The following is a 21674-nucleotide window of genomic DNA, read 5'->3' on the forward strand; positions in this document are numbered from 1 at the left end:
ACATGTATCAAATCAATAATACCATTAAATTACAAAATTATAACGGCTTACAAGTTAGTAAAGTGGTTAAAACAGAAGTTTTAGAAATTATTTCTATTTCCTTAGAAAAAGAGGCTATATTTCCTGAGCACACATCACCAACAGATGCTCAATTAGTTGTTTTAGAAGGGGATATTTCTTTTCATATAAATAATGAAACACACCAGTTAGTAGCCCAACAACATTTTAATTTTCCTAAAGAGATGAAGCATTCTGTTGTGGCTAATGCTAATTCTAAATTCTTGATAATAAGGTAATGAGGCTAGTAAAACAACTAGTCTTAACGTACGTACTTTTTTTTGCAGTTGCTATTAGAGCTAATACCATAACGGTTTGCCCTACATGTCCTATTTCCTCTGTACAAGAAGGGGTTAAGGCTGCTGCGGATTTTGATACTTTACGTATTAAAAAAGGCACCTATAAAGAGTTTAATATTGTTGTAGACAAGCCCTTGGTAATTATAGGAGAAAATTACCCTGTGATTGATGGGGAAGATCAAGGAGAAATAATAACCATTGTTTCGGATAATGTTACAATAGATGGGCTTTTTATTATAAACGTAGGTACAAGTTATACCGCCGATTATGCAGCAATAAGAGTAGTGAAAAGTCAACATTTTTTAATACAAAATGTAGTATTAGAAAAACTATTTTTTGGTATTTATCTGGAGAAATCTAAAAATGGAAAAGTATACCATAACAAGATAATAGGAGATGCTGTAGAAGAGTTTAACTCTGGTAATGGGATTCAATTGTGGTACTGCCAGAACATTGAGGTAACTCAGAATATTGTGCAACATGTAAGAGATGGTATTTATTTAGAATTTTCGGATAATATTACTATAGAAAACAATACTAGTACCAACAATGTAAGGTATGGTCTGCATTTTATGTTTTCTAATGATGATGTGTACACTAATAATGTTTTTGAAAATAATGGTGCTGGAGTGGCAGTTATGTTTTCAAAAAAGATAAAAATGCATAACAATATTTTTAAAAAAAACTGGGGAACTGCTTCTTTTGGTCTCTTGTTAAAAGAGATAAATGATGCCGAAATATTTGGAAATACTTTTGAGGAAAATACCATTGGTATAAATATAGAGGGCTCTAATAGAGTTGAGTATAAAGGGAACGACTTTTTAAATAATGGTTGGGCTGTTAAAGTACGTGGAGCATGTTATACCAATGTGTTTAAGAATAATAACTTCATGTATAACTCTTTTGATCTCTCGTATAACAGCAAGTTAAATGACAATGTTTTTGAGTATAACTACTGGAGTAGTTATACCGGTTATGATTTAGATAAAAACGGTATCGGCGATGTTCCTTATCGTCCTGTAAAGTTATTCTCTTATATTGTAAATAGAACTCCCGAAACTATAGTTTTACTTCGAAGTTTATTTATGGATATCATAGATTTTTCCGAGAAAGTATCCCCTGTATTTACACCTGATAATCTAATGGATGTACGTCCGCTAATGAAAAAATGGAATGATTAAGATAGAAAATCTACATAAGAAGTTTGGAAAGAATGTGGTTCTTTCCGGGGTGGATTTATCCATTGACAAAGGAGGAATATTTGCCGTTTTAGGACCTAATGGTTCTGGTAAAACTACCCTAATAAAAAGTATATTAGGAATGGTATTGCCAAACAAAGGGACTATTACTGTTATGGATAAGAATATTCATAACAGTTGGCAATACAGACAAGAAATAGATTACTTACCACAGATTGCCAATTTTCCAGGTAATTTAAAGGTAAAAGAACTAATAAAAATGATTAAGGATTTACGCCAGAAACCAAGCGATGAAGAAAAGCTAATTGCTCTTTTTGGTTTGGAACCTTTTTTAGATAAAAAATTAAGCAACCTTTCTGGAGGAACAAAACAAAAAGTAAATCTTGTTTTAACTTTTATGTTCGATAGTCCATTAATAATTTTAGATGAACCCACAACAGGATTAGACCCAGCATCTTTAATTCATTTAAAAGAATGGATTGGTAAAGAAAAAGAAAAAGGAAAAACAATATTAATTACATCTCATATTATGCAATTCGTAGAAGAGATTTCCGATGAAATTGTATACTTATTAGAAGGGAAAATTTATTTTAAAGGCAGTATCAAAGAATTGATGGTTAAAACTAATCAGACAGATTTTGAACATGCCATAGTAGCAATAGCAACACATACCGATCATGCTTAAGATTCTTAAATATAGTTTTTACGATTTAATGCGTAGCCGTTGGAGTTATGTGTATTTTATATTCTACTTAATTCTGGGTTTTGTGCTATTATTTTTAAACCATGATTTATCTAAAGCAGTAATTACTTTAATGAATATAATTATAGTACTAGTGCCACTTATAGGAACCATTTTTGGGGTCATGTATTTTTATAATTCTAAAGAATTTACAGAGCTATTATTAGCACAACCCATTAAGCGATCAACGATTTTTCTAGGGCAATATTTTGGAGTAGCCTCTTCCTTAACCTTAAGTTTAGTATTAGGTTTAGGAATACCCTTTGTACTTTATGGGCTATTTATGAGCGATGCTATTTGGGATTTTTCCCTGCTGTTAATTACAGGTGCCTTTTTAACTTTCATATTTACTGGATTAGCGTTTAATATAGCGTTATCTAATGAAAATAAAATAAAAGGGTTTGGTTATGCTGTATTACTATGGCTATTTATGGCAGTTATTTATGACGGTCTTTTTTTATTGAGCTTAATTGTTTTTGAAGAATACCCTTTAGATTCTTTTTCTCTAGCGGCTACCATGCTTAATCCTATAGATTTATCTAGGACTTTAATTTTATTGAAGTTAGATATATCTGCCCTTTTAGGATATACAGGAGCAGTTTTCAAAAAATTCTTTGGAACCAATTTTGGATTAATAGTTTCCATTATAGTACTTGTAGTTTGGACGTGGATTCCTATATGGAGATTATCATATAAATCTAAAAGAAAAGATTTTTAATTTTTTTACTACCATTAAAACTTACGATTAAAAAGGATGTAATAGTATGATATTAATCATATTATCAGCAAGGTTGTAGAAGTATTTTTGTTATTAAAGATATAAAGGTCTTTTTATATTAATACAAATACCAACCAATATGTTATCAAAAAAGCAAGCACGAGCATTCTTTCTAGGAGGAACGTTGGTAACCTTTTTAATTTTTATAGGGTTAACCATCTATTCCTTTAGTAAAGATCAAGATCAAACTAATTATGGGGCAATTACCGAACAAGTAGTTCGTGGAAAAGACCTTTGGGAAGCTAATAACTGTATGGGGTGCCATACGATATTAGGGGAAGGGGCATACTATGCGCCAGAATTAACTAAAGTATTAGACCGTAGAGGTCCTGGTTATGTAAAGGCAGTATTAATGTCTCCAATACCATGGGAACCTAATGGTAGAAAGATGGTCGCCTATAATTTTTCAGAAGATGAAGCAGCAGATTTAATCGCCTTCTTTGATTGGATAGATGATATAGACTTAAATGGCTTTGAGACCGTAGTATCGCCACTTGCTAAAGACAAAAAAAAATAAACCGACCAAAATAGTATCACAATGAAATATAAATCACAAAAAGTAGCCTATTGGTTTTTTGCCTTATCTATGCTACTATTAGTATTACAAATTGTCTATGGCTTTATCATGGGATTTGCCCGTATTGGTATGGACGGATTACATGAATTTATTCCTTTTAATACCGCAAGAGCTGTACATACCAATCTATTGGTAGTTTGGCTATTATCTGGTTTTATGGGAGCAGCCTATTATATTATACCAGAAGAAGCACAAAAAGAATTAGTAAGTGTAAAACTCGCTTATGTACAATTAATATCCTTGGCATTAGTAGGTGTTACTGCTATAATAGGGTATCATTTTAATTGGTGGGAAGGACGTAAGTTCTTAGAAATACCAAGACAATTAGATTATTTAGTTGTAGTAAATGTTCTTCTTTTTTTAGGACTAATAATAGCTACCTTATACAAAGGAAAACGAAAAACTACCACTGCGTTAGTCTTAACAATGGGGCTTTTGTTTGCGGCTTTGTTATACATTCCAGGAATGATACCTTTTGATAGTCAAGTATCCGATTCTTTTTTTAGATGGTGGGTGGTACATTTATGGGTAGAAGGTGTTTGGGAGCTTATTATGGGAGGTATTCTTTCTTTCTTATTAATAAAACTTACTGGGGTAGATAGAGAGGTTATAGAAAAATGGTTATACGTAATTGTAGGTTTAACTTTTTTATCTGGAATATTAGGTACAGGGCACCATTACTATTACATAGGAGTAAATAAAATTTGGTTAATTGTAGGTGGTATTTTCTCTGCCCTAGAGCCGCTAGCATTTTTAGCAATGGCATTGTTTGCTGTAAATATGTACAGAAAAGGAGAAAAGAAACACCCTAATAAAATTGCTTTATTCTGGACATTAGGATCTGCAATTGTATCTTTTATTGGTGCAGGATTATTAGGATTTGCACATACATTACCACAAACAAATTTGTATACGCACGGTACTTTGGTTACAGCAATGCACGGACATTTAGCATTTTGGGGAGCCTATGCAATGATTGTACTTGCGATAATTAGTTATGCCTTACCTAATCTTACAGGAAGAAAACTGTATGATGGAGCAAGAGGAAGAGCAGCTTTCTGGACATCTAATATTGGGATGATTGGGATGACAGTTGCCTTTGGAGTAGCAGGAGTAGTACAAGTATATTTAGAGCGTAAACTTAAAATGGATTTTATGGAAGTACAAAACGAAATAAGTATCCATTTTGTAGTTCTTATTATCTGTGCGTCTCTATTTACAGCAGGAATTGTGCTATATATAGTTGATTTTATAAAATACGGACGCCCTACAGATGAGGCATTAGAGATTAAAGAATAACACTAACCATAAACCTAAATTATGAAATTTTTTAAACGAATAATTCAAGTATTTGGTTTTACAGCAATGGCTATACTAGCAATTACAAGTTGTAAAAGAGAAAATAAGAATAACCAAGCAACGGTAATAGATGATGCTTCTAAAATTCATATTTCAGGAGAAATGGAAGCAGAATTGACTGCTCCTCCATTTGTGCCAGCTCCTGTTGGTAACCGCTCAGCAAAAAAGCTTAAAATTCATATGGAAATTCTTGAAAAAGAAGGAACTATGACCGATGGGGTTAAATATGTTTATTGGACCTTTGGAGGATCGGTACCAGGCAGTTTTATTAGAACACGTGTTGGGGATGAAGTAGAATTTACATTGGCTAACCATCCAGAGAATAAACTACCTCATAATATAGATTTGCATGCTGTAACAGGACCAGGAGGAGGGGCAACATCATCGTTTGTTGCTCCAGGTCATGAAAAAATGTTCTCATTTAAGACTCTGAATCCAGGATTATATGTTTATCACTGTGCAACTGCACCGGTAGGAATGCATATTGCTAATGGAATGTATGGTCTAATTTTGGTTGAACCAGAAGGAGGATTACCTAAGGTAGACAAAGAGTATTATATAATGCAAGGAGATTTTTATACTAAAGGAGAATACGGCGAACCCGGCGTGCAATCTTTTGATATGCAAAAGGCTATAGATGAAGATGCAGATTATGTCGTGTTTAATGGTAAAGTAGGTGCATTAACAGGGGATAACGCTATAACTGCAAATGTAGGAGAAACGGTACGTTTATTTGTTGGTAATGGAGGTCCTAACCTAACATCATCATTCCATGTAATTGGAGAAATTTTTGATAATGTGCATATAGAAGGAGGGTCTGTATTAAATAAAAATGTACAGACAACCTCAATACCTGCAGGAGGAGCTGCAATTGTTGATTTTAAAGTGGATGTGCCTGGAACATTTATTTTAGTGGATCACGCTATTTTTAGAGCGTTTAATAAGGGTGCTTTAGCGATGTTAAAAGTAAACGGAGAAGAAAACAAAGCACTTTATTCTGGAGTAGTGCAAGAAGGGATTTATAATCCAGAAGGAGGTACCATCCAAACCATGCCAACGGATACCAAAGAAACAGTTGAAAACAAGAGTAAAAAGACCTTGCAGGAAAAAATTTCATCTGGGAAACAAATTTATACAAACACCTGCTTTGCATGCCACCAGGCAAACGGAGAAGGTATTTCAAATGCTTTTCCTCCATTGGCAAAGTCAGATTATTTAAATGCGGATGTTAAACGTTCTATTGATATTGTACTTAATGGTAAATCTGGGGAAATTATGGTAAATGGTGCCAAATATAATAGTGTAATGACGAAACAAACCTTAACAAATTCAGAAGTAGCAGATGTTTTAACCTATGTGTATAATTCTTGGGGAAATAATAAAACTAATGTTACAGAAATGATGGTTTTAGAAGTAAAGAATGCCCATTAATAAAGAACATATTAGTTCTGTAAATAAGGCTATTGTAAGATGGGGAATCTGTTTTGTCTTGTTTTGGACTACCCATGCGGATTGTCAATCCAAGATGGCCTTCATTACAGGAGGAACTTATGTGCCATTATACGGCAGAGATTCTTTACAAGTAACTATTTCTAATTTTTTTATGGACGTGTATCCAATAACTAATGAAGAATTTGTAGCATTTGTTAGAAAGAATCCCAAATGGAAAAAATCAAAAGCGAAAAAATTATTTGTTGATGGTAATTATCTAGTGCAGTGGAAATCGGATATAGAATTGGATTCTTCTCAAAATCTAAAAGCACCCGTAACTAGTATTTCATGGTTTGCTGCTATAGCATATTGCGACTGTCAAGGGAAACGATTACCAACGGTAGATGAATGGGAGTATGTAGCAATGGCTAATGAAAACCTGGCTGATGCGAGACCTTTAAAAACATACAATCAATTTATTTTAAGTTGGTATGAAAAGCCTAAAACGTATAATAATAGTATTGGTTCTACTTTTAAAAATTATTGGGGTGTATACGATTTGCACGGATTGGTTTGGGAATGGACCTCCGATTTTAATTCGGTATTAGTATCTGGGGAATCGAGAAAAGATGTAGACAAAGATAGTAATCTATTTTGCGGAAGTGCAGCTATAGGAGCTACCGATTTAATGAACTATGCCGCCTTTATGCGATATGCTATTCGTGGTAGTAGTAAGGCAAAATATACCATGCGAAATCTTGGTTTTAGGTGTGTAAAAGATAAAAATTAAAAAATGAGAAACATACAATATATTTTAATTTTTATAGGGATTTTACTACTGCAATTTTCTTGCAGAGATGGAGCCGCCAAAAATAATGGGGTTGCCATTTTTGAATGCCCTATGCATTGCGAAGGGGATATTACATATAACGAACCTGGCAATTGTAAGATTTGTAAAATGGATTTGATGGAAGTCGCTAAATCTGTAAGGAAAGTGGAAGCGGATTATATTTCTGAGGAGTCCATTTTTAACTTAACCACTAAATGGGTCACCGAAGAAAATAGAACTATAGAGTTAAAAGACTTAAAAGGAAAAACGTTGGTAATGGTTATGATTTATACTACTTGCAAAGCGGCATGTCCAAGACTGGTAGCAGATATGCGAAATATAGAAAAACAATTACCACAGGAAAATAGGAAGAATATGCATTTTGTTTTGGTAAGTATAGACCCTGAAACGGACACGCCAGAACATTTAAAAGCATTTGCATTGGAAAATCAAATGGATGAAGAACATTGGACTTTTTTACAAGGTACAAAAGATGGTGTTAGGGAATTTGCTAACGTTTTAGCAATGAAGTATAAACAAATTTCGCCAATAGATTTCTCCCATTCTAATATTATTAGTGTGCTCAATGCTAAAGGTGAGCTAATACACCAACAAGAAGGATTAGGAGTAGATAATAAAGAAACAATCTTAAAAATTAAAGAATTAATTAGATAAAGAATATAATAATGGTTATTACAAAGGATAAAACAGTAGGAGAAACAGTAACAGAAAATATTAAGACAGCCCATATATTTAAGAAATACGGTATTGATTTCTGTTGTGGTGGGGGAATAAGTATAGCTAAAGCTTGCGAAAATAAGAATGTAGATTTTTCACAATTAGAAGAAGAGCTGTCTATAGTAGATAGGCCGCAAAAAGCATATGATTATAACTCTTGGAAGCTTGGTTTTTTAATAGATCATATTATAAATGTACACCATACTTATGTACAAGATTCCATTCCATTAATTCTACAGTATTCTAATAGAGTAGCGAAGGTTCACGGGCATCATTACACAGAGGTTTTGGAGATAAACGAGCTGTTTGTAGCCGTTGCTAATGAGCTTACCACGCACTTACAAAAAGAAGAGATGATATTGTTTCCATATATAAAGAAAATGGTTTCTTTAAAAGGGGAAATAGAAACTCCTCCTTTTGGAACCGTAAATAATCCTGTTGCAATGATGGAACAAGAGCATGAAATTGCTGGTGATATTTTTAAAAAAATAGCGCAATTAACCAATAATTACACGCCACCAGAAAATGCTTGTAATACGTTTAGAGCCCTTTATGCAAAACTAGAGGAGTTTGAGCAAGATTTACACCAACATATTCATTTAGAAAATAATATTTTATTCACAAAAGCTATTCAGTTAGAAAAAGAGCTTAGTAATTAATAGAGAACCTATACCGACAGACATGACTGAAATAGCCCCATATTACCATCAAATAGGAAAAGAAGTAGAGGTTTTTAATCACAGTTACGAGAACAAAATACCTGTACTTCTAAAAGGCCCTACGGGAACTGGTAAAACACGTTTTGTGGACTATATGGCGCATCATTTAAATAAAAAAATGATTACCATTTCTTGCCATGAGGAAACTTCTTCTACAGATTTAATAGGACGTTTTATAATAAAAGGAGCCGAAACCATTTGGATAGATGGCCCCTTAACTACTGCTGTTAAAGAAGGAGCAATATTATATATGGATGAAATAGCAGAAGCAAGACCAGATGTTATTGTTGCTATACACTCGTTAACAGATCATAGAAAAGAACTCTATATAGATAAACTCGGAAAAACCGTAAAAGCGCATGAAGATTTTATGCTTGTAGCTTCTTTTAATCCAGGGTATCAAAAAGGATTTAAAGAACTAAAACCATCTACACGACAGCGTTTTATAGCCCTTCCTTTTTCGTACCCTAAAGCTAAAAACGAAACCGAGATTATAGAGAACGAAACGGAGATAGAAGGCTCCATAGCGAAGAAGCTTGTTAATATTGCAAATAAAATAAGAAATCTAACAGAATTAGGTTTAACAGAAACAGTATCTACCAGATTATTAGTAGATGCAGCGAAATTAATTAAGACTGGTTTGCCTAAGCGTTTGGCAGTTAAGGTAGCAATAGTAGAGCCTCTTACAGACGATAGAGAAATAGCAGAGGCATTGGTAGATTTATGCGATTTAATGATTTAAGACCCTATGTTCGAGCCCGATGAATATCTATTTACCAAGTTTGCATTTTTCTTAAAGAGAAGAAAAAAAAATGCGAAAGAGGCAATAGAACATACCGTTAAATTATCCAAAATAAAAGCAAGGTTAACTATTTTAGCACGGGCTATTACAGGTAAGCCAATAGAAATTTATGCTGCCAAAAGAGAAGGCGGTTATAAGAATGATAGTTTTTTTGTGCCCGAGCGGTATTCCGAATTTTTAGAGTCAGATAAGAATATAAACTTTTACTTATTTAGAATTATCTATTTGTCGGTACAGAAAAATTTAGATTTCAATTATGCTACTAACATAGAGTTTACACTAGAAGAAGCCCAAGAAAAAGCAAAAACAACATCTGATATTGTTTTAAAAGAAGTATATCAGCAGTTTCCCTTAACCTTGAAAATAGTAAAAGAGCTTCAAAATTTATATGCTTCTAAAGTAAAGGATAAGGAAGACGTAGATACTACTTTTTTATATGGTAAATGGATGCGTAATTCCGTTGAGGTTCCAAAAAAAAATGTATTAAAAAACATTTCGGAACAAGTTAAAAATGCGGTGGAAAATGAAATTAATACTATTTTAAAAGCTAATGCAGTAGAAGAAATAGTTACCCAAGAAATAGATAAGAAGGCACAGGAAGATTTTGTGCTAAATCATAGTTTTGAAAAAGTAGAAACTGCCGAAGAGTGGGAAGGTGGGTGGCGAGATTTTGATGGTGATGACGATTTAGATGATCATTCTAATGCTTTGGAAGATTTAAATATGAAACATACGGTACGGGTGGATGACCCTGTGCATTCTGTATACCAAGCAGATTTTATTGAAAATACCACCATTTCTGAAAGTGCCGAATTAGAGTCTAATGATTACCATGTATTGTATGATGAGTGGGATTATACAAAAAGAAAGTATAAAACCGATTTTTGTAAAGTATACCCTAAAAAGCAATTAAAAACGAATAGCGGGTATTATAAACGAACGTTACGAGAAAATGCTTCTACTTTATCGGGATTGCGAAAAATGCTTACTTCGGTAAATAATAAGTATCAACAGCAACGACGGCAAACCCAAGGGGATGAATTCGATTTAGATGCTATAACCGATTTGTATGTAGATATGCACTCGGGACACACACCATCAGACAAAATATATTTATCCAAAAGAAAAAAAGAAAAAGATATATCTATTCTCATTTTGTTAGATAGCAGTTTGTCTAGTGATGGGTATGCTGCAGGCAATAAAGTTATAGATGTTGAAAAGAAAGTATCTATCATTTTCGGAGAGATTTTAGAGGAGTTTAATGTAGATTTTTCTATAGACTGTTTTTACTCTAAAACAAGAAATTATGCCACCTATTTAACTCTAAAAGGTTTTGATGATCCTTGGGATAAAGCAAAACATAAGATAGGAGCAATAGAACCTTCGGGTTATACACGAATAGGCGCTGCTTTAAGACATTCTGGGGCGTTATTAGACACTCGAGATACAAAGAATAAATGGGTGATACTTATTTCGGACGGAAAGCCTAATGATTATGATAAGTATGAAGGTAAGTATGGTGTAAATGATGTAAAACAAGCTTTGCGAGAATTAAATCAGCGTAATATTAACTCCTATGCCTTAGCTATAGAGGCAGAAGCTAAATATTATTTACCGCAAATGTTTGGGCAAAATCACTATCAAATCTTAACTACTCCGGTAGAGCTATTACAATCTTTAGTAAAGCTTTATGATAAAATTAAACACCAAAGTTAAATGACCAGTACTAACACTAATTCTCCAAATTTTTATTATCCTCCAGGGGGAATTTTAATGGGCATTATTATTTTTTTAGAGCTTTTTACCTATGGAGTTTCTTTAATTGTTATGGTGTATTATGGGCAAGAAGAAGCCAAAGTATTTCATGAGTCTAGGTTGCGCTTAAATATTACAATAGGGACTATAAATACGATGTTGTTAATTACCAGTGGCTTTTTTATGGCTACGGGAGTTGCATATTTTAAAAATAAGAATTTTAGTAAAGCGGCTTTTTTTATAAAGCTAACTATTTTAGGAGGGTTCCTTTTTTTAGGCTTTAAGAGTTTTGAATTCTACGAAAAAATAGAAGCAGGTTTAACTCTAGGAACCAACACTTTTTTTACCTTTTATTGGTTGCTAACAGTATTTCATTATATACATGTAGTAGTAGGTATAATAATTTTATTTTCTATTCTTAGAGGTGTAGCAAAGGGAGAATCGAACATAGAGGACATAGAAGCTAGTGCAGCTTTTTGGCATATGTGCGATTTAATATGGCTTTTATTATTTCCTATACTCTATTTATTATTTTAGTATGAAGAAAGATAATGTAATGACTTGGTTGTTTTTAATGGTGTTAACCATAATTTCGGTTTTATTCTCCACCAATAGGGCGCATAGTATTGGGTATGTAATATTAGGTTTGGCAGCTATAAAGTTCATAGGTGTGGCTTTTCAGTTTATGGAATTTAAGAAAGCACACACTATTTGGAAAACAAGTATTTATATTTTCCTATTTCTATTTGTGTTCGTAATAGTTATTTTATTGAAGTGATTTGTTTTTTTAAAAACCATTTAAAAAAACAAATTACTTCAATAAAAAGAAAAAAGCACTAAACGATGATACCTTTTAATGGTTTTGGTAGTTGCATTTTTTCAATTTCAACAGCCATATTATCCAGTACATTCTTGCCAAGTTCTAACTCTTTTAAGAAAGATGTTTTTGTAACAAATAGATTTTGGTAGTATGCTATACCTTCATTTAAGTTGTTCTTAAAAGTAGTAAGGTATTTAATCTGTTTGGCCGTAATTGTATTTTTGGTTTCCTCGATTTTTTCTTCTAAATAATCTAGATACATGCTAAGTTCTTTAATAAACATATGCGGGCGATCCGTTCTTGTAATAATATTAGTACGTCCGTAAATATGGTTTGTAATCTCTTCTAATTTCATAATTTTAGAGAAATATGCCATATTAGGTCCAGGGCAAATAGATACGCCTGTTCCTTCTGTTTTTGTGTCTAATCCATATGCTAGTAGGGCAGATGTTCCTAGACCAACACAGATACAAGATTTTTCAACAATTTTTTCGTATTTACTATTGTATTCTTCTTTAGTTATAACTTCTTTTTCTAACTCTTGTAATTTTAAGTGTTGGTATTGCCTAGAGGCTATGCATAAATCTGTACCGTTAAATTCTTTGTTTAAAGAAACAAACTTTTTAGGACAAGAGCTTCCTGGTCTGTTTTTAGCAATATTAACTGCTTTCTCACCATCTTTAGTATTACCCCTTAAACTCTGGAAACGAACTCCTAAAGGAGAAATATTACTTAGGTAAAGGTCTTTTTCTTTAGCTTTTACTAGCTTTTCAACGGTAGCATTATCTACAGTTGTAGCTTCAGGAACTAATAAGAAAGGAGTTCCCCAACCTACAGAATCTACCTGATAGTGATTAAGCATAAAATCGTGCTCTTCCGATGTTCCTACACCACCTTGAGCCGTTAATTTTATAGGCAATACTTTTACAGGAGCAGCTTTACCTTTTCTTTCTAAAGCAGGAGCAAAAATAGCATGAATAGAAGCGGCTAAAGAATCTTTTTTTTCTTTAAATTGTTCTAGTATAGGCCCCATTAAATAACCATCTGTAGCAAAAGCGTGTCCGCCACAATTTAAGCCAGATTCTATACGGTACTCGGATACCCAAAGCCCTTTTTTGGCTAAGAATTTCCCTTGAATTAGAGCGGATCTAAAGTCGCTAACTTTAAGCACTATTTTCTTTTTTATGTATCCATTTTCATCCGGGAAAAAATCCTCGAATTGTTCTAGATAGCTATACAACCTAGGATTCATTCCTGCAGATAAAATAAGAGAAGAGCTAAGGTCACTAGTAGCGTATCCTCTAAGCGCAGCATGAGCATCGTTATACTCTGTTGGAAGTTGCTCTTTCTTTACATAATTATCCTTATCTACTTTAGTCATGATGTTAACATCAATACTACCCATAGATAAATTGTCTTTAAGCCAATGCTTAATTTCATCTACATTAAAATGCTCTTTGGTAAGTTTATTAAACTCTTGTTTTAATGACGAAGAATCTGGTAAAATAGAAAAATATTTTTTTATTTCATTACTAGATTCTTGCGTAGCATTTTTAAATGCCTCGAACTTCTCTTCTGCTAAATCTTGAATAAGATTAAGGTAAGAGGTTATTCTTTTGGCTCTAAAATCCTCTGCTTTTTCCGTTATTTCCGAATAAGGTAATTCTGAAATTTCGCAATACATTTTGCGAAGTTTCTCTAATAGAATATCATCTACTAAAGAAATAACAGAGTCTATTCCAAAATGGGAAACTTTTAAAGGAGAATCTATGGTAAAGCCTATTCCCATAACAGGAATGTGAAACGAATGTGTTTTTGCCATGATTTTTTTGTTACGTATTGAAAGGTAAATTCATTAGTTAATATACCAACAGCAAATTTTCGATTATTCTAGCTCAAAAAACATGATATTTGTCAGGGATTAAGTGCAGTATTGTAATTAGATTAACATAATGAAACCAACCATCTTAAAACTAAGGCAGCATATTTTAATAGCACTTGGGTTCTTTTTTATAGCGGCTTTCTTGGGAGTTATATTGCGTTCTTTCCATTTACTAGATATTCCTGTGAATTATAAATTTATAGTTCATACACATTCTCATATAGCTCTTTTGGGGTGGGTTTATTTGGCTTTAACTACTTTGTTGTATAAATTATATTTAAGTGATGAAAATTTGGATAAGCGCTATAGTCGAATTTTTTGGTTTACCCAAGTCACCTTAGTAGGAATGTTATTAAGTTTTCCTTTTCAAGGGTATGCTGTAGTGTCTATTATCTTTTCAACCTTGTTTCTATTTGCTTCTTACTGGTTTACTTGGTTTTTTATTAAGAATACGCCTAAAAAATATAAAAAAACGTATGCTTATACCTGTTTTTTAATTGCCTTAAGTTATTTGTTACTCTCTAGTATTGGACCATGGGTATTGGGTATTATTATGAACACTTTAGGGCCAACCTCTATCTGGTACCGAATAGCGATATACTTTTATTTACATTTTCAGTACAATGGCTGGATGATTATGGGATTGATTGGGATTTTCTTTTTTGTAATGGAAAGTTATAAAATAGAAATAGAAAAGATTAGGTTTTTACGCTTTGTCTGGAGTTTTAATATAGGAATAATACTAACCTTTTTACTTTCCGTTTTATGGATTAGTCCTCCTTTATATGTTAATTATATTGCTGGTATTGGTGCATTATTACAAATATTTGCTTTTGGGTGCTTAATATTCATGTATTTAAAACAAGTAACTAATTCCAGCGAATTGTTCTCTAGTATACAAGCAAGAATGCTTAGTTTATTAGTTGTTTTAATGGTTCTTAAAATGTCTTTACAATTACTATCTTCTTTTCCTTATTTTGCAAAACTTGCGGCTACGGTCTTAAGTTTTACTATAGGCTATTTGCATTGGACGTTTTTAGGAGTAGTCACCATAGGACTTTTTTTATTTTTAGATTTTTTTAGGTTAATTAGAATATCTAAAATAAGTTTCTATGTGTATGTTTTTGGTTTTTTACTGACAGAAATTTTAATCTTTTCGAGGGGGTTTAGTATTTGGCAGAATATTGTAATGTTCGAAAATTATGAAGTAGTATTGGTTATTGTAAGTGTTTTTATTCCTTTAGCGTTACTGCTTATTTTTAAAAATAATATAAAAAGGGCTTATTCTTAGGAGCCTCTACTTATTATGATTCTCTCTATGTTCAAACATTTTTAAAAATAACATAGTAGACATTTTTTGTGCTCTATTTTTAGCTATCCAAGCAATTTCTCCATCAAATAACTCGTCAATAGTTTCATGCCAATCATTTAACCATAAGCCAAAATGTTCGGATGTTATTGTACCTTTTGTTTTGGTTTCTACCTCTTGGTGAGCCGTAACGGGATTACCATAATATTTACGCTTTAAAAAGAGTTGGGTTTCCCAGAAATCGGTTAATAGAATTAGATGGGCATCCCAATCTGTAATGATAGAGTTAAAGATGGGGCCTAGAGTTTCATGCGCTCTTATTTTTTCATAAAAAGTATCAACAAGTAGTTTTACATCAGTTCTATTTGCGATGTCTTTTTTTTTGGTCATGCTATTGGTCTTAAAAGGTTAAGGTAGTTAATTGTGGCAGTCTATTTCAGAAGATATTACTTCTGTTACAGGTTGAGGTGAAATATATGGAATACCTAGCCCTAGCCCTCTTAAAATAAAAAGCACCCCAATGAGAACAACAAAGACAGGAATTATTTTTTGAACTTTTTGTCTTGCAACTCCTTTTAAAAGACTACTAAAGTAGATGGCGGTGGTCATTAAAGGAATAGTACCTAGCCCAAAGAGAATCATATAAAGAGCTCCTTGCCATGCATTGGCCATTGCTATAGCACCAAATAAGGCCATATAGACTAATCCACAAGGAAGAAAACCGTTAAGAAAACCTATAGTTAAAAAAGTATCCGGTGTTTTTTTCTTTAGTTCTTTGCCTAGTTGGTTTTTAACTTTGCTGATAATTTTATAAACAGGTTTAGAGAAATTGTATTTATTAAATGTTTTATAGGGAATAAGAACTACCAGAATCATTAATATTCCAATGGCAATTGATAATTTTTGTTGAAGGCCAAATACTTGTAAGCTTTTACCTAAAAAACCAAATACTAAGCCCATAATACTATAAGCTAATAATCTGCCAAAATGGTAAATGAATATTTGGGTGAATTTTTTAAGGTTATTATTTCTGTCAACAGGCAGCATAAAAGCAATTGGACCGCACATGCCTACACAGTGTAAGCTGCCCATTAATCCTAATGCTAGTGCAGATAGTAACATTTACATTTTACTTTTGTTGAATATACGTAATGCTTTGTTTATGTAGATATTCTTTGCCATTATAGTTCCAGAATACTTTAATGTCCCAGCGACCATCTAACAAACGTTTGTCAGGTATGAGCAAATGTGAATTGGACAGACTTAAAGGTAAGTCAAAATCCAAGTGTTTATTAGATGGTCTGTATAGGGACACTGTTCCTTTGAAAGCCTCAGTGTTTATATTTTTAGGAAACTGAATAGAAAGACCTTCTTTGGTTTTCTCTATTTTTATATCAATATTTCTTGCGTTATTACCTGCGTCTATCTCATTTTGGAAAGCTAGCTCTGCTTTGTAATATTCCTCAGTAACCAAATCATGATTAGCTCTGTTGTCGGTACTCATTTTAACTACAAAAAATAGTATAAAACTTATGAAAGCAATAAAGGCAATTATGATACCTGTTCCCCAGTTAATTTTCATAGTTCTATTTATTTGTAACTTCTAGGAGCTAAAAACCTTGCGGTCGTAGTTTCTACAAGTTTATCTCCACTATATACGCCAATTTTTAGCTTGTCTTTATCGCCATTTAAAGCGGAGTTATTTATTTCTATAAACAATGTTCCTTCTGCTAATTCCTGCGCAGATACAACAAAATCTTCATGACGAACCAGTTTAATAGTTCCTTTGTGAGAAAGAAGTTTAAAGCTTACGTCTTCAATATCTCTAGAGGTCTTATTAACTAATTTAAAGGTATAAACATTACTAATAATATTTCCTTCTTTGTGTTCATATAATTGCCCTGGTAGGCGTAAGATATTTGCTTCTAATTCATTTCTTAAAAATAGCATACCAATTAGAACTCCAACAAGAATAAAAAGAACTGCAGAATACCCTTTTAACCTTGGCGTAAACTTGAATTTATCTTTCTTCTCTATGTTGTCTTCACTAGCATAACGAATTAAACCTTTTGGTAAATTTACTTTATCCATTATGGTATCGCACTCATCAATACATGCTGTACAATTAACACATTCCAGTTGTGTTCCGTTTCGAATATCTATGCCTGTAGGACAAACATTTACACATTGCATGCAATCTATACAGTCACCATGACCTAGCTCTTCTCTATCTTCATTTTTACGCCATTTTTTACGTCCGTTTTCAGCTTCTCCTCGTTTATGGTCGTACGCAACAACAATAGTTTTATTATCTAATAAAACTCCTTGCATTCTTCCATAAGGACAAGCTATAATACAAACTTGTTCTCTGAACCATGCGAAAATAAAATAGAAAATTCCAGTAAAAATTAATAATGAAATAAGAGTGCTTACATGGTTTGCAGGTCCGTCTGTTATGTATTGTATTAAGCGATCACTACCGATTAAATAAGCTAAAAATACATTAGCGATTAGGAAGGAAATTATAAAGAAAATGATCCATTTAAGTACCCTTTTTCTAATTTTTTCTGCATCCCAAGCTTGTCGAGCTAATTTAGTTTGTGCACCACGATCGCCATCAATCCAGAATTCTATTCTTCTAAAAACCATTTCTAAGAAAATGGTTTGTGGACACATCCAACCACAAAAAATACGGCCAAATGCTACTGTAAAAAGGGCAATAAATATAACTCCAATAATCATGGAGATTACGAACAAGTGAAAATCCTGTGGCCAAAAAGGAAAACCGAATATATTAAAACGTCTTTCTAAGACATTAAACATTAAAAACTGATTCCCATTTATTTTAATAAACGGAGAAGCAACAAGAAACAAGAGTAGAGCATAGCTTACCCATTTACGATATTCATAGAATTTACCGCTTGGTTTTTTAGGAAAAATCCATGCGCGCTTCCCTTCATCATTAATGGTGCCTATCGTATCTCTAAAATTTTCGTCTTGTGCCATCTCAAACTTCTTGTTTATACTAAGAAATTACTATTCGTTGACAACCACTGAAGTGGAGTCGGTTACTTGTTCTGGAATTTCTTCTGCTGGAGCATTTGGATCTACCCAGATATCCCCTTCGGCAGCTTTTGGATTAGCAGGTGTTTTGCCTCCAATTTCTTGAATTACATAACTAGCAACTTGTGCAATTTCTGCAGGTTTTAAGTTTTGTTTCCAAGCAACCATTCCTTTTCCGTCACGACCACCTTCAGAGATAGTATGAAAAATATTTTTAATACCTCCGCCTAGAATCCAGTTCTTATCGGTTAGGTTTGGTCCAATTCCACCACCACCATCGGCCATGTGGCATGCTACGCAATTAGCTGTAAAAATAGCCTCACCAGCTTTTATGTCAGAAACTTCTGTTAATAGTTCAACAGTGTTAGCATCTACTAAACCTTTTGCAGTTTTTTTGTATTCGTCAATTGCTATTTGGGCTGCTGCAACTTCTTGGTCATATTCTAAATCTTGATTGTAACCATCAAAAACTTCAAAACGTAGTAAGTATACTATAGCAAAAACAATAGTAGCATAGAACATATAAACCCACCAAGGTGGTAAGGTGTTATCTAACTCTTTAATACCGTCGTAATCATGGTCTAGTACAATCTCGCCTTCTATTTCAATAGGTTTATTTCCAGAAAGTTTTTGGAATAATTTTCCTGTGGATGAGTTTTCCCATTTATTATCTTTAGCTGTATTGTACTTCACTCTTGCCTCTTCCGAAAGTGTTTGGTATAAAACACTTTCAATAGATTTTAAAATGACTTCAATACCTATTAGTATTAGAAGAACCATTAGCATAAAAAATTGCGTAATGGGGTACTCTATAATAGCGGGTTTATCCCCTGAGTCTATAAAAAACTCCATCATTCCGAAGATGAGGAAGAAGATTACAGGAATTCTAATCCACCAAGGTGACATATTTTTCATGATATTTATTCTTTAGGTTGGTTATTGTTTTCAAATGGTATGTTACTTACTTCTTCAATGTGTTCTTTGGATGCTGTAAAAACCCAAATAAATAGAACTACAAAAAATAAAAAGAAGATTAGTAAGGATATCATAGGGTAGGTAGCTACCCCATCAATCGTTTCCATATAGCCTTTTACGAATTTGAACATAGCTTATTTGTTTTCAGAGATTAATTCGCCTGTTTCTTTTATTTTAATATCTGTGCCTAAACGTTGTAAGTAAGCAATTAGAGATACAATTTCTCTGTCTCTCATCTCTACAAACTCATCGCCATTATCAGCAGCATATTTTTTGTCTTCTTCATATCCTTTTGCAAAATCAGGATCAGCGTATAGATTTTTTTCTATTTGCTCTGCCTGTTTAGCCATATTTGCATCAGCGTTAGCAATATCTTCTTCGGTGTAAGGAACGCCTAAAGTTACCATTGCTTCCAATTTGGTTTTAATGTTACTACGGTCGTGCTTGTCTCTTACCATCCATTGGTATGCTGGCATTATAGAGCCAGAAGAAGTACTTTGTGGATCGTACATGTGATTTAGGTGCCAGTTGTCAGAGTATTTTCCTCCAACTCTAAGTAAATCTGGACCTGTACGTTTACTACCCCATAAGAATGGATGATCGTAAACAAATTCTCCAGCTTTAGCATATTCGCCATAACGCTCTACTTCACTTCGGAAAGGACGTACCATTTGAGAGTGACAACCCACACAACCTTCTCTAATATAAAGGTCTCTTCCTTCTAATTCTAAAGGAGTGTAAGGTTTGACACTTGTTATTGTTGGGATATTAGATTTTACCATTATGACTGGCATTATCTCGATTATACCACCAATTAATATAGCAACTGTTGCTAATATGGTTAATTGTATTGGCTTACGTTCTAACCAAGTGTGGTAAGTTTCTCCAGATGTTCTCTTTTTAGATACTCTTATTAATGGAGCAGCTTCTGCCAATTCGTCTTCTACTTTTGCTCCAGATCTAATTGTAATGATAACATTGTAAATCATCACTAATGCACCAAGAATAAATAAACTACCACCGATAGCACGCATCCAATACATTGGGATTATTTCATGAACTGTTTCTAAGAAGTTACCATAAACTAAAGTTCCGTCGGGATTAAATTCTTTCCACATTAATGCTTGTATAAACCCAGCAACGTACATTGGTAAAGTGTACAGGATGATTCCTAAAGTACCAATCCAAAAATGGAAATTAGCCAATCCATTAGAGTAAAGTTTGGTTTTAAACATTTTAGGAACCAGCCAGTATATCATACCGAAAGTTAAGAATCCGTTCCATGCTAAGGCGCCAACGTGCACGTGAGCAATAATCCAGTCACTAAAGTGAGCAATAGCATTTACATTTTTAAGTGAAAGCATTGGGCCTTCAAAGGTTGCCATACCATAACCAGTAATAGCAACTACCATGAATTTTAAAGTTGGGTCCGTTCTAACTTTATCCCAAGCACCTCTCAATGTTAATAAACCGTTTATCATACCACCCCAAGATGGAGCAATTAGCATAACAGAAAAAGCAACACCTAAATTTTGTGCCCAGTCTGGTAAAGCAGAGTATAATAAGTGGTGTGGTCCTGCCCAGATATATATAAATATTAAAGACCAAAAGTGAACAATAGAAAGTTTATAAGAATAAACTGGTCTGTTTGCTGCTTTAGGAACAAAGTAATACATTAACCCTAAGAAAGGAGTAGTAAGGAAGAATGCAACTGCATTGTGTCCGTACCACCATTGTACTAACGCATCTTGTACCCCTGCATAAACAGAGTAACTTTTAAATGCACTTACAGGAAGTTCTAAACTGTTAAAAATATGTAGTACCGCAACAGTAACAAATGTTGCAACATAAAACCAAATTGCGACATATAGATGACGTTGTCTTCTTTTGATCATGGTACCAATAAGGTTAATACCAAATGCTACCCAAATAACTGCAATAGCAAGATCAATAGGCCATTCTAATTCTGCATACTCTTTAGAAGTAGAGTATCCTAGAGGAAGTGTAATAGCTGCCGCAACAATAATCAATTGCCATCCCCAGAAATTAACTTTACTAAGAACATCACTAAACATTCTTGCTTTTAGTAAACGTTGCGTAGAGTAGTATACTCCGGCAAAAATTGCGTTTCCTACAAATGCAAAAATAACGGCATTGGTGTGTAACGGCCTTAAACGACCAAAACTTAACCAAGATATACCATCTGTTACATTTGGAAACAAAAACATAAAGGCTAATAAAAGCCCTACGGACATTCCCACTACACCCCAAAACATAGTTGCATAGAGGAAATTCTTTACGATTTTGTTGTCGTAATAAAATTGCTGTACTTCCATAATT

General features: G+C 33.3%; 23 protein-coding genes. 15 read left to right on the forward strand and 8 right to left on the reverse strand.

Annotation, left to right across the window (positions count from 1 at the left end):
- Positions 1-2: 2 nt before the first annotated feature.
- From QZZ51_RS03365 to QZZ51_RS03430, 14 genes are all read left to right on the forward strand, one after another.
- Entirely contained in the window at positions 3-296 is a 294-nt protein-coding gene (locus tag QZZ51_RS03365) for a hypothetical protein (RefSeq protein WP_291865894.1), read from the forward strand.
- Complete coding sequence (locus QZZ51_RS03370) at positions 296-1537, forward strand: nitrous oxide reductase family maturation protein NosD (RefSeq protein WP_291865896.1); 1242 nt, start codon at positions 296-298, stop codon at positions 1535-1537. The genes QZZ51_RS03365 and QZZ51_RS03370 overlap by 1 nt, the downstream gene beginning before the upstream one ends.
- Complete coding sequence (locus QZZ51_RS03375; protein WP_291865898.1) at positions 1530-2240, forward strand: ABC transporter ATP-binding protein; 711 nt, start codon at positions 1530-1532, stop codon at positions 2238-2240. The genes QZZ51_RS03370 and QZZ51_RS03375 overlap by 8 nt, the downstream gene beginning before the upstream one ends.
- Positions 2233-3015 (forward strand): ABC transporter permease, encoded by a 783-nt coding sequence (locus QZZ51_RS03380; protein WP_291865900.1) that lies wholly within the window; start codon positions 2233-2235, stop codon positions 3013-3015. The genes QZZ51_RS03375 and QZZ51_RS03380 overlap by 8 nt, the downstream gene beginning before the upstream one ends.
- 139 nt (positions 3016-3154) lie before the next feature.
- Entirely contained in the window at positions 3155-3592 is a 438-nt protein-coding gene (locus tag QZZ51_RS03385; protein ID WP_291865902.1) for a cytochrome c, read from the forward strand.
- Between the two features lie 21 nt (positions 3593-3613).
- Positions 3614-4951: a cbb3-type cytochrome c oxidase subunit I gene (locus QZZ51_RS03390; RefSeq protein WP_291865905.1), complete on the forward strand. Its 1338-nt coding sequence runs from the start codon at positions 3614-3616 to the stop codon at positions 4949-4951.
- Between the two features lie 21 nt (positions 4952-4972).
- Complete coding sequence (nirK, locus tag QZZ51_RS03395) at positions 4973-6442, forward strand: copper-containing nitrite reductase (RefSeq protein ID WP_291865907.1); 1470 nt, start codon at positions 4973-4975, stop codon at positions 6440-6442.
- A 94-nt stretch (positions 6443-6536) separates the two neighbouring features.
- Positions 6537-7232 (forward strand): formylglycine-generating enzyme family protein, encoded by a 696-nt coding sequence (locus tag QZZ51_RS03400; RefSeq protein WP_291865950.1) that lies wholly within the window; start codon positions 6537-6539, stop codon positions 7230-7232.
- 3 nt (positions 7233-7235) lie between these two features.
- Positions 7236-7946: an SCO family protein gene (locus tag QZZ51_RS03405; protein WP_291865909.1), complete on the forward strand. Its 711-nt coding sequence runs from the start codon at positions 7236-7238 to the stop codon at positions 7944-7946.
- Positions 7947-7957: 11 nt separating this feature from the next.
- Complete coding sequence (gene ric / locus QZZ51_RS03410) at positions 7958-8668, forward strand: iron-sulfur cluster repair di-iron protein (RefSeq protein ID WP_291865912.1); 711 nt, start codon at positions 7958-7960, stop codon at positions 8666-8668.
- 22 nt (positions 8669-8690) lie between these two features.
- Positions 8691-9470 (forward strand): CbbQ/NirQ/NorQ/GpvN family protein, encoded by a 780-nt coding sequence (locus QZZ51_RS03415; RefSeq protein WP_291865915.1) that lies wholly within the window; start codon positions 8691-8693, stop codon positions 9468-9470.
- Positions 9471-9476: 6 nt separating this feature from the next.
- Positions 9477-11246 (forward strand): VWA domain-containing protein, encoded by a 1770-nt coding sequence (locus QZZ51_RS03420; RefSeq protein ID WP_291865918.1) that lies wholly within the window; start codon positions 9477-9479, stop codon positions 11244-11246.
- Complete coding sequence (locus tag QZZ51_RS03425) at positions 11247-11822, forward strand: cytochrome c oxidase subunit 3 (RefSeq protein ID WP_291865921.1); 576 nt, start codon at positions 11247-11249, stop codon at positions 11820-11822. It begins immediately after the preceding gene.
- A gap of 1 nt (position 11823) precedes the next feature.
- Positions 11824-12063, forward strand: a complete 240-nt coding sequence (locus tag QZZ51_RS03430; RefSeq protein ID WP_291865924.1) for a cytochrome C oxidase subunit IV family protein — start codon at positions 11824-11826, stop codon at positions 12061-12063.
- 58 nt (positions 12064-12121) lie between these two features.
- On the opposite strand, the gene QZZ51_RS03435 is transcribed toward QZZ51_RS03430, so the two are convergent.
- A complete protein-coding gene (locus QZZ51_RS03435) occupies positions 12122-13927 on the reverse strand; it encodes a hypothetical protein (RefSeq protein WP_291865927.1) in 1806 nt (601 codons plus the stop codon).
- A gap of 130 nt (positions 13928-14057) precedes the next feature.
- Between QZZ51_RS03435 and QZZ51_RS03440 the strand changes: the two genes are divergently transcribed.
- A complete protein-coding gene (locus tag QZZ51_RS03440) occupies positions 14058-15278 on the forward strand; it encodes a hypothetical protein (RefSeq protein ID WP_291865928.1) in 1221 nt (406 codons plus the stop codon).
- 6 nt (positions 15279-15284) lie between these two features.
- On the opposite strand, the gene QZZ51_RS03445 is transcribed toward QZZ51_RS03440, so the two are convergent.
- The 7 genes from QZZ51_RS03445 to ccoN are packed head-to-tail and all read right to left on the reverse strand — an operon-like array spanning position 15285 to position 21670.
- Positions 15285-15686 (reverse strand): group III truncated hemoglobin, encoded by a 402-nt coding sequence (locus QZZ51_RS03445; RefSeq protein ID WP_291865929.1) that lies wholly within the window; start codon positions 15684-15686, stop codon positions 15285-15287.
- A 27-nt stretch (positions 15687-15713) separates the two neighbouring features.
- A complete protein-coding gene (locus QZZ51_RS03450; RefSeq protein ID WP_291865930.1) occupies positions 15714-16418 on the reverse strand; it encodes a sulfite exporter TauE/SafE family protein in 705 nt (234 codons plus the stop codon).
- Between the two features lie 7 nt (positions 16419-16425).
- On the reverse strand, positions 16426-16878 hold the full coding sequence (locus tag QZZ51_RS03455) for a FixH family protein (RefSeq protein WP_291865931.1): 453 nt from the start codon (positions 16876-16878) through the stop codon (positions 16426-16428).
- 8 nt (positions 16879-16886) lie between these two features.
- Positions 16887-18302, reverse strand: a complete 1416-nt coding sequence (ccoG, locus tag QZZ51_RS03460) for a cytochrome c oxidase accessory protein CcoG (protein WP_291865932.1) — start codon at positions 18300-18302, stop codon at positions 16887-16889.
- A gap of 30 nt (positions 18303-18332) precedes the next feature.
- Positions 18333-19274, reverse strand: coding sequence for a cbb3-type cytochrome c oxidase N-terminal domain-containing protein (locus tag QZZ51_RS03465; protein WP_291865933.1), 942 nt, complete (start codon positions 19272-19274; stop codon positions 18333-18335).
- A 5-nt stretch (positions 19275-19279) separates the two neighbouring features.
- Positions 19280-19465, reverse strand: a complete 186-nt coding sequence (locus QZZ51_RS03470; protein ID WP_291865934.1) for a CcoQ/FixQ family Cbb3-type cytochrome c oxidase assembly chaperone — start codon at positions 19463-19465, stop codon at positions 19280-19282.
- A gap of 3 nt (positions 19466-19468) precedes the next feature.
- A complete protein-coding gene (gene ccoN / locus QZZ51_RS03475; RefSeq protein ID WP_291865935.1) occupies positions 19469-21670 on the reverse strand; it encodes a cytochrome-c oxidase, cbb3-type subunit I in 2202 nt (733 codons plus the stop codon).
- Positions 21671-21674 lie beyond the last annotated feature (4 nt).

Source organism: Maribacter sp. (genome assembly GCF_016744255.1).
Lineage (GTDB): Bacteria > Bacteroidota > Bacteroidia > Flavobacteriales > Flavobacteriaceae > Maribacter_B.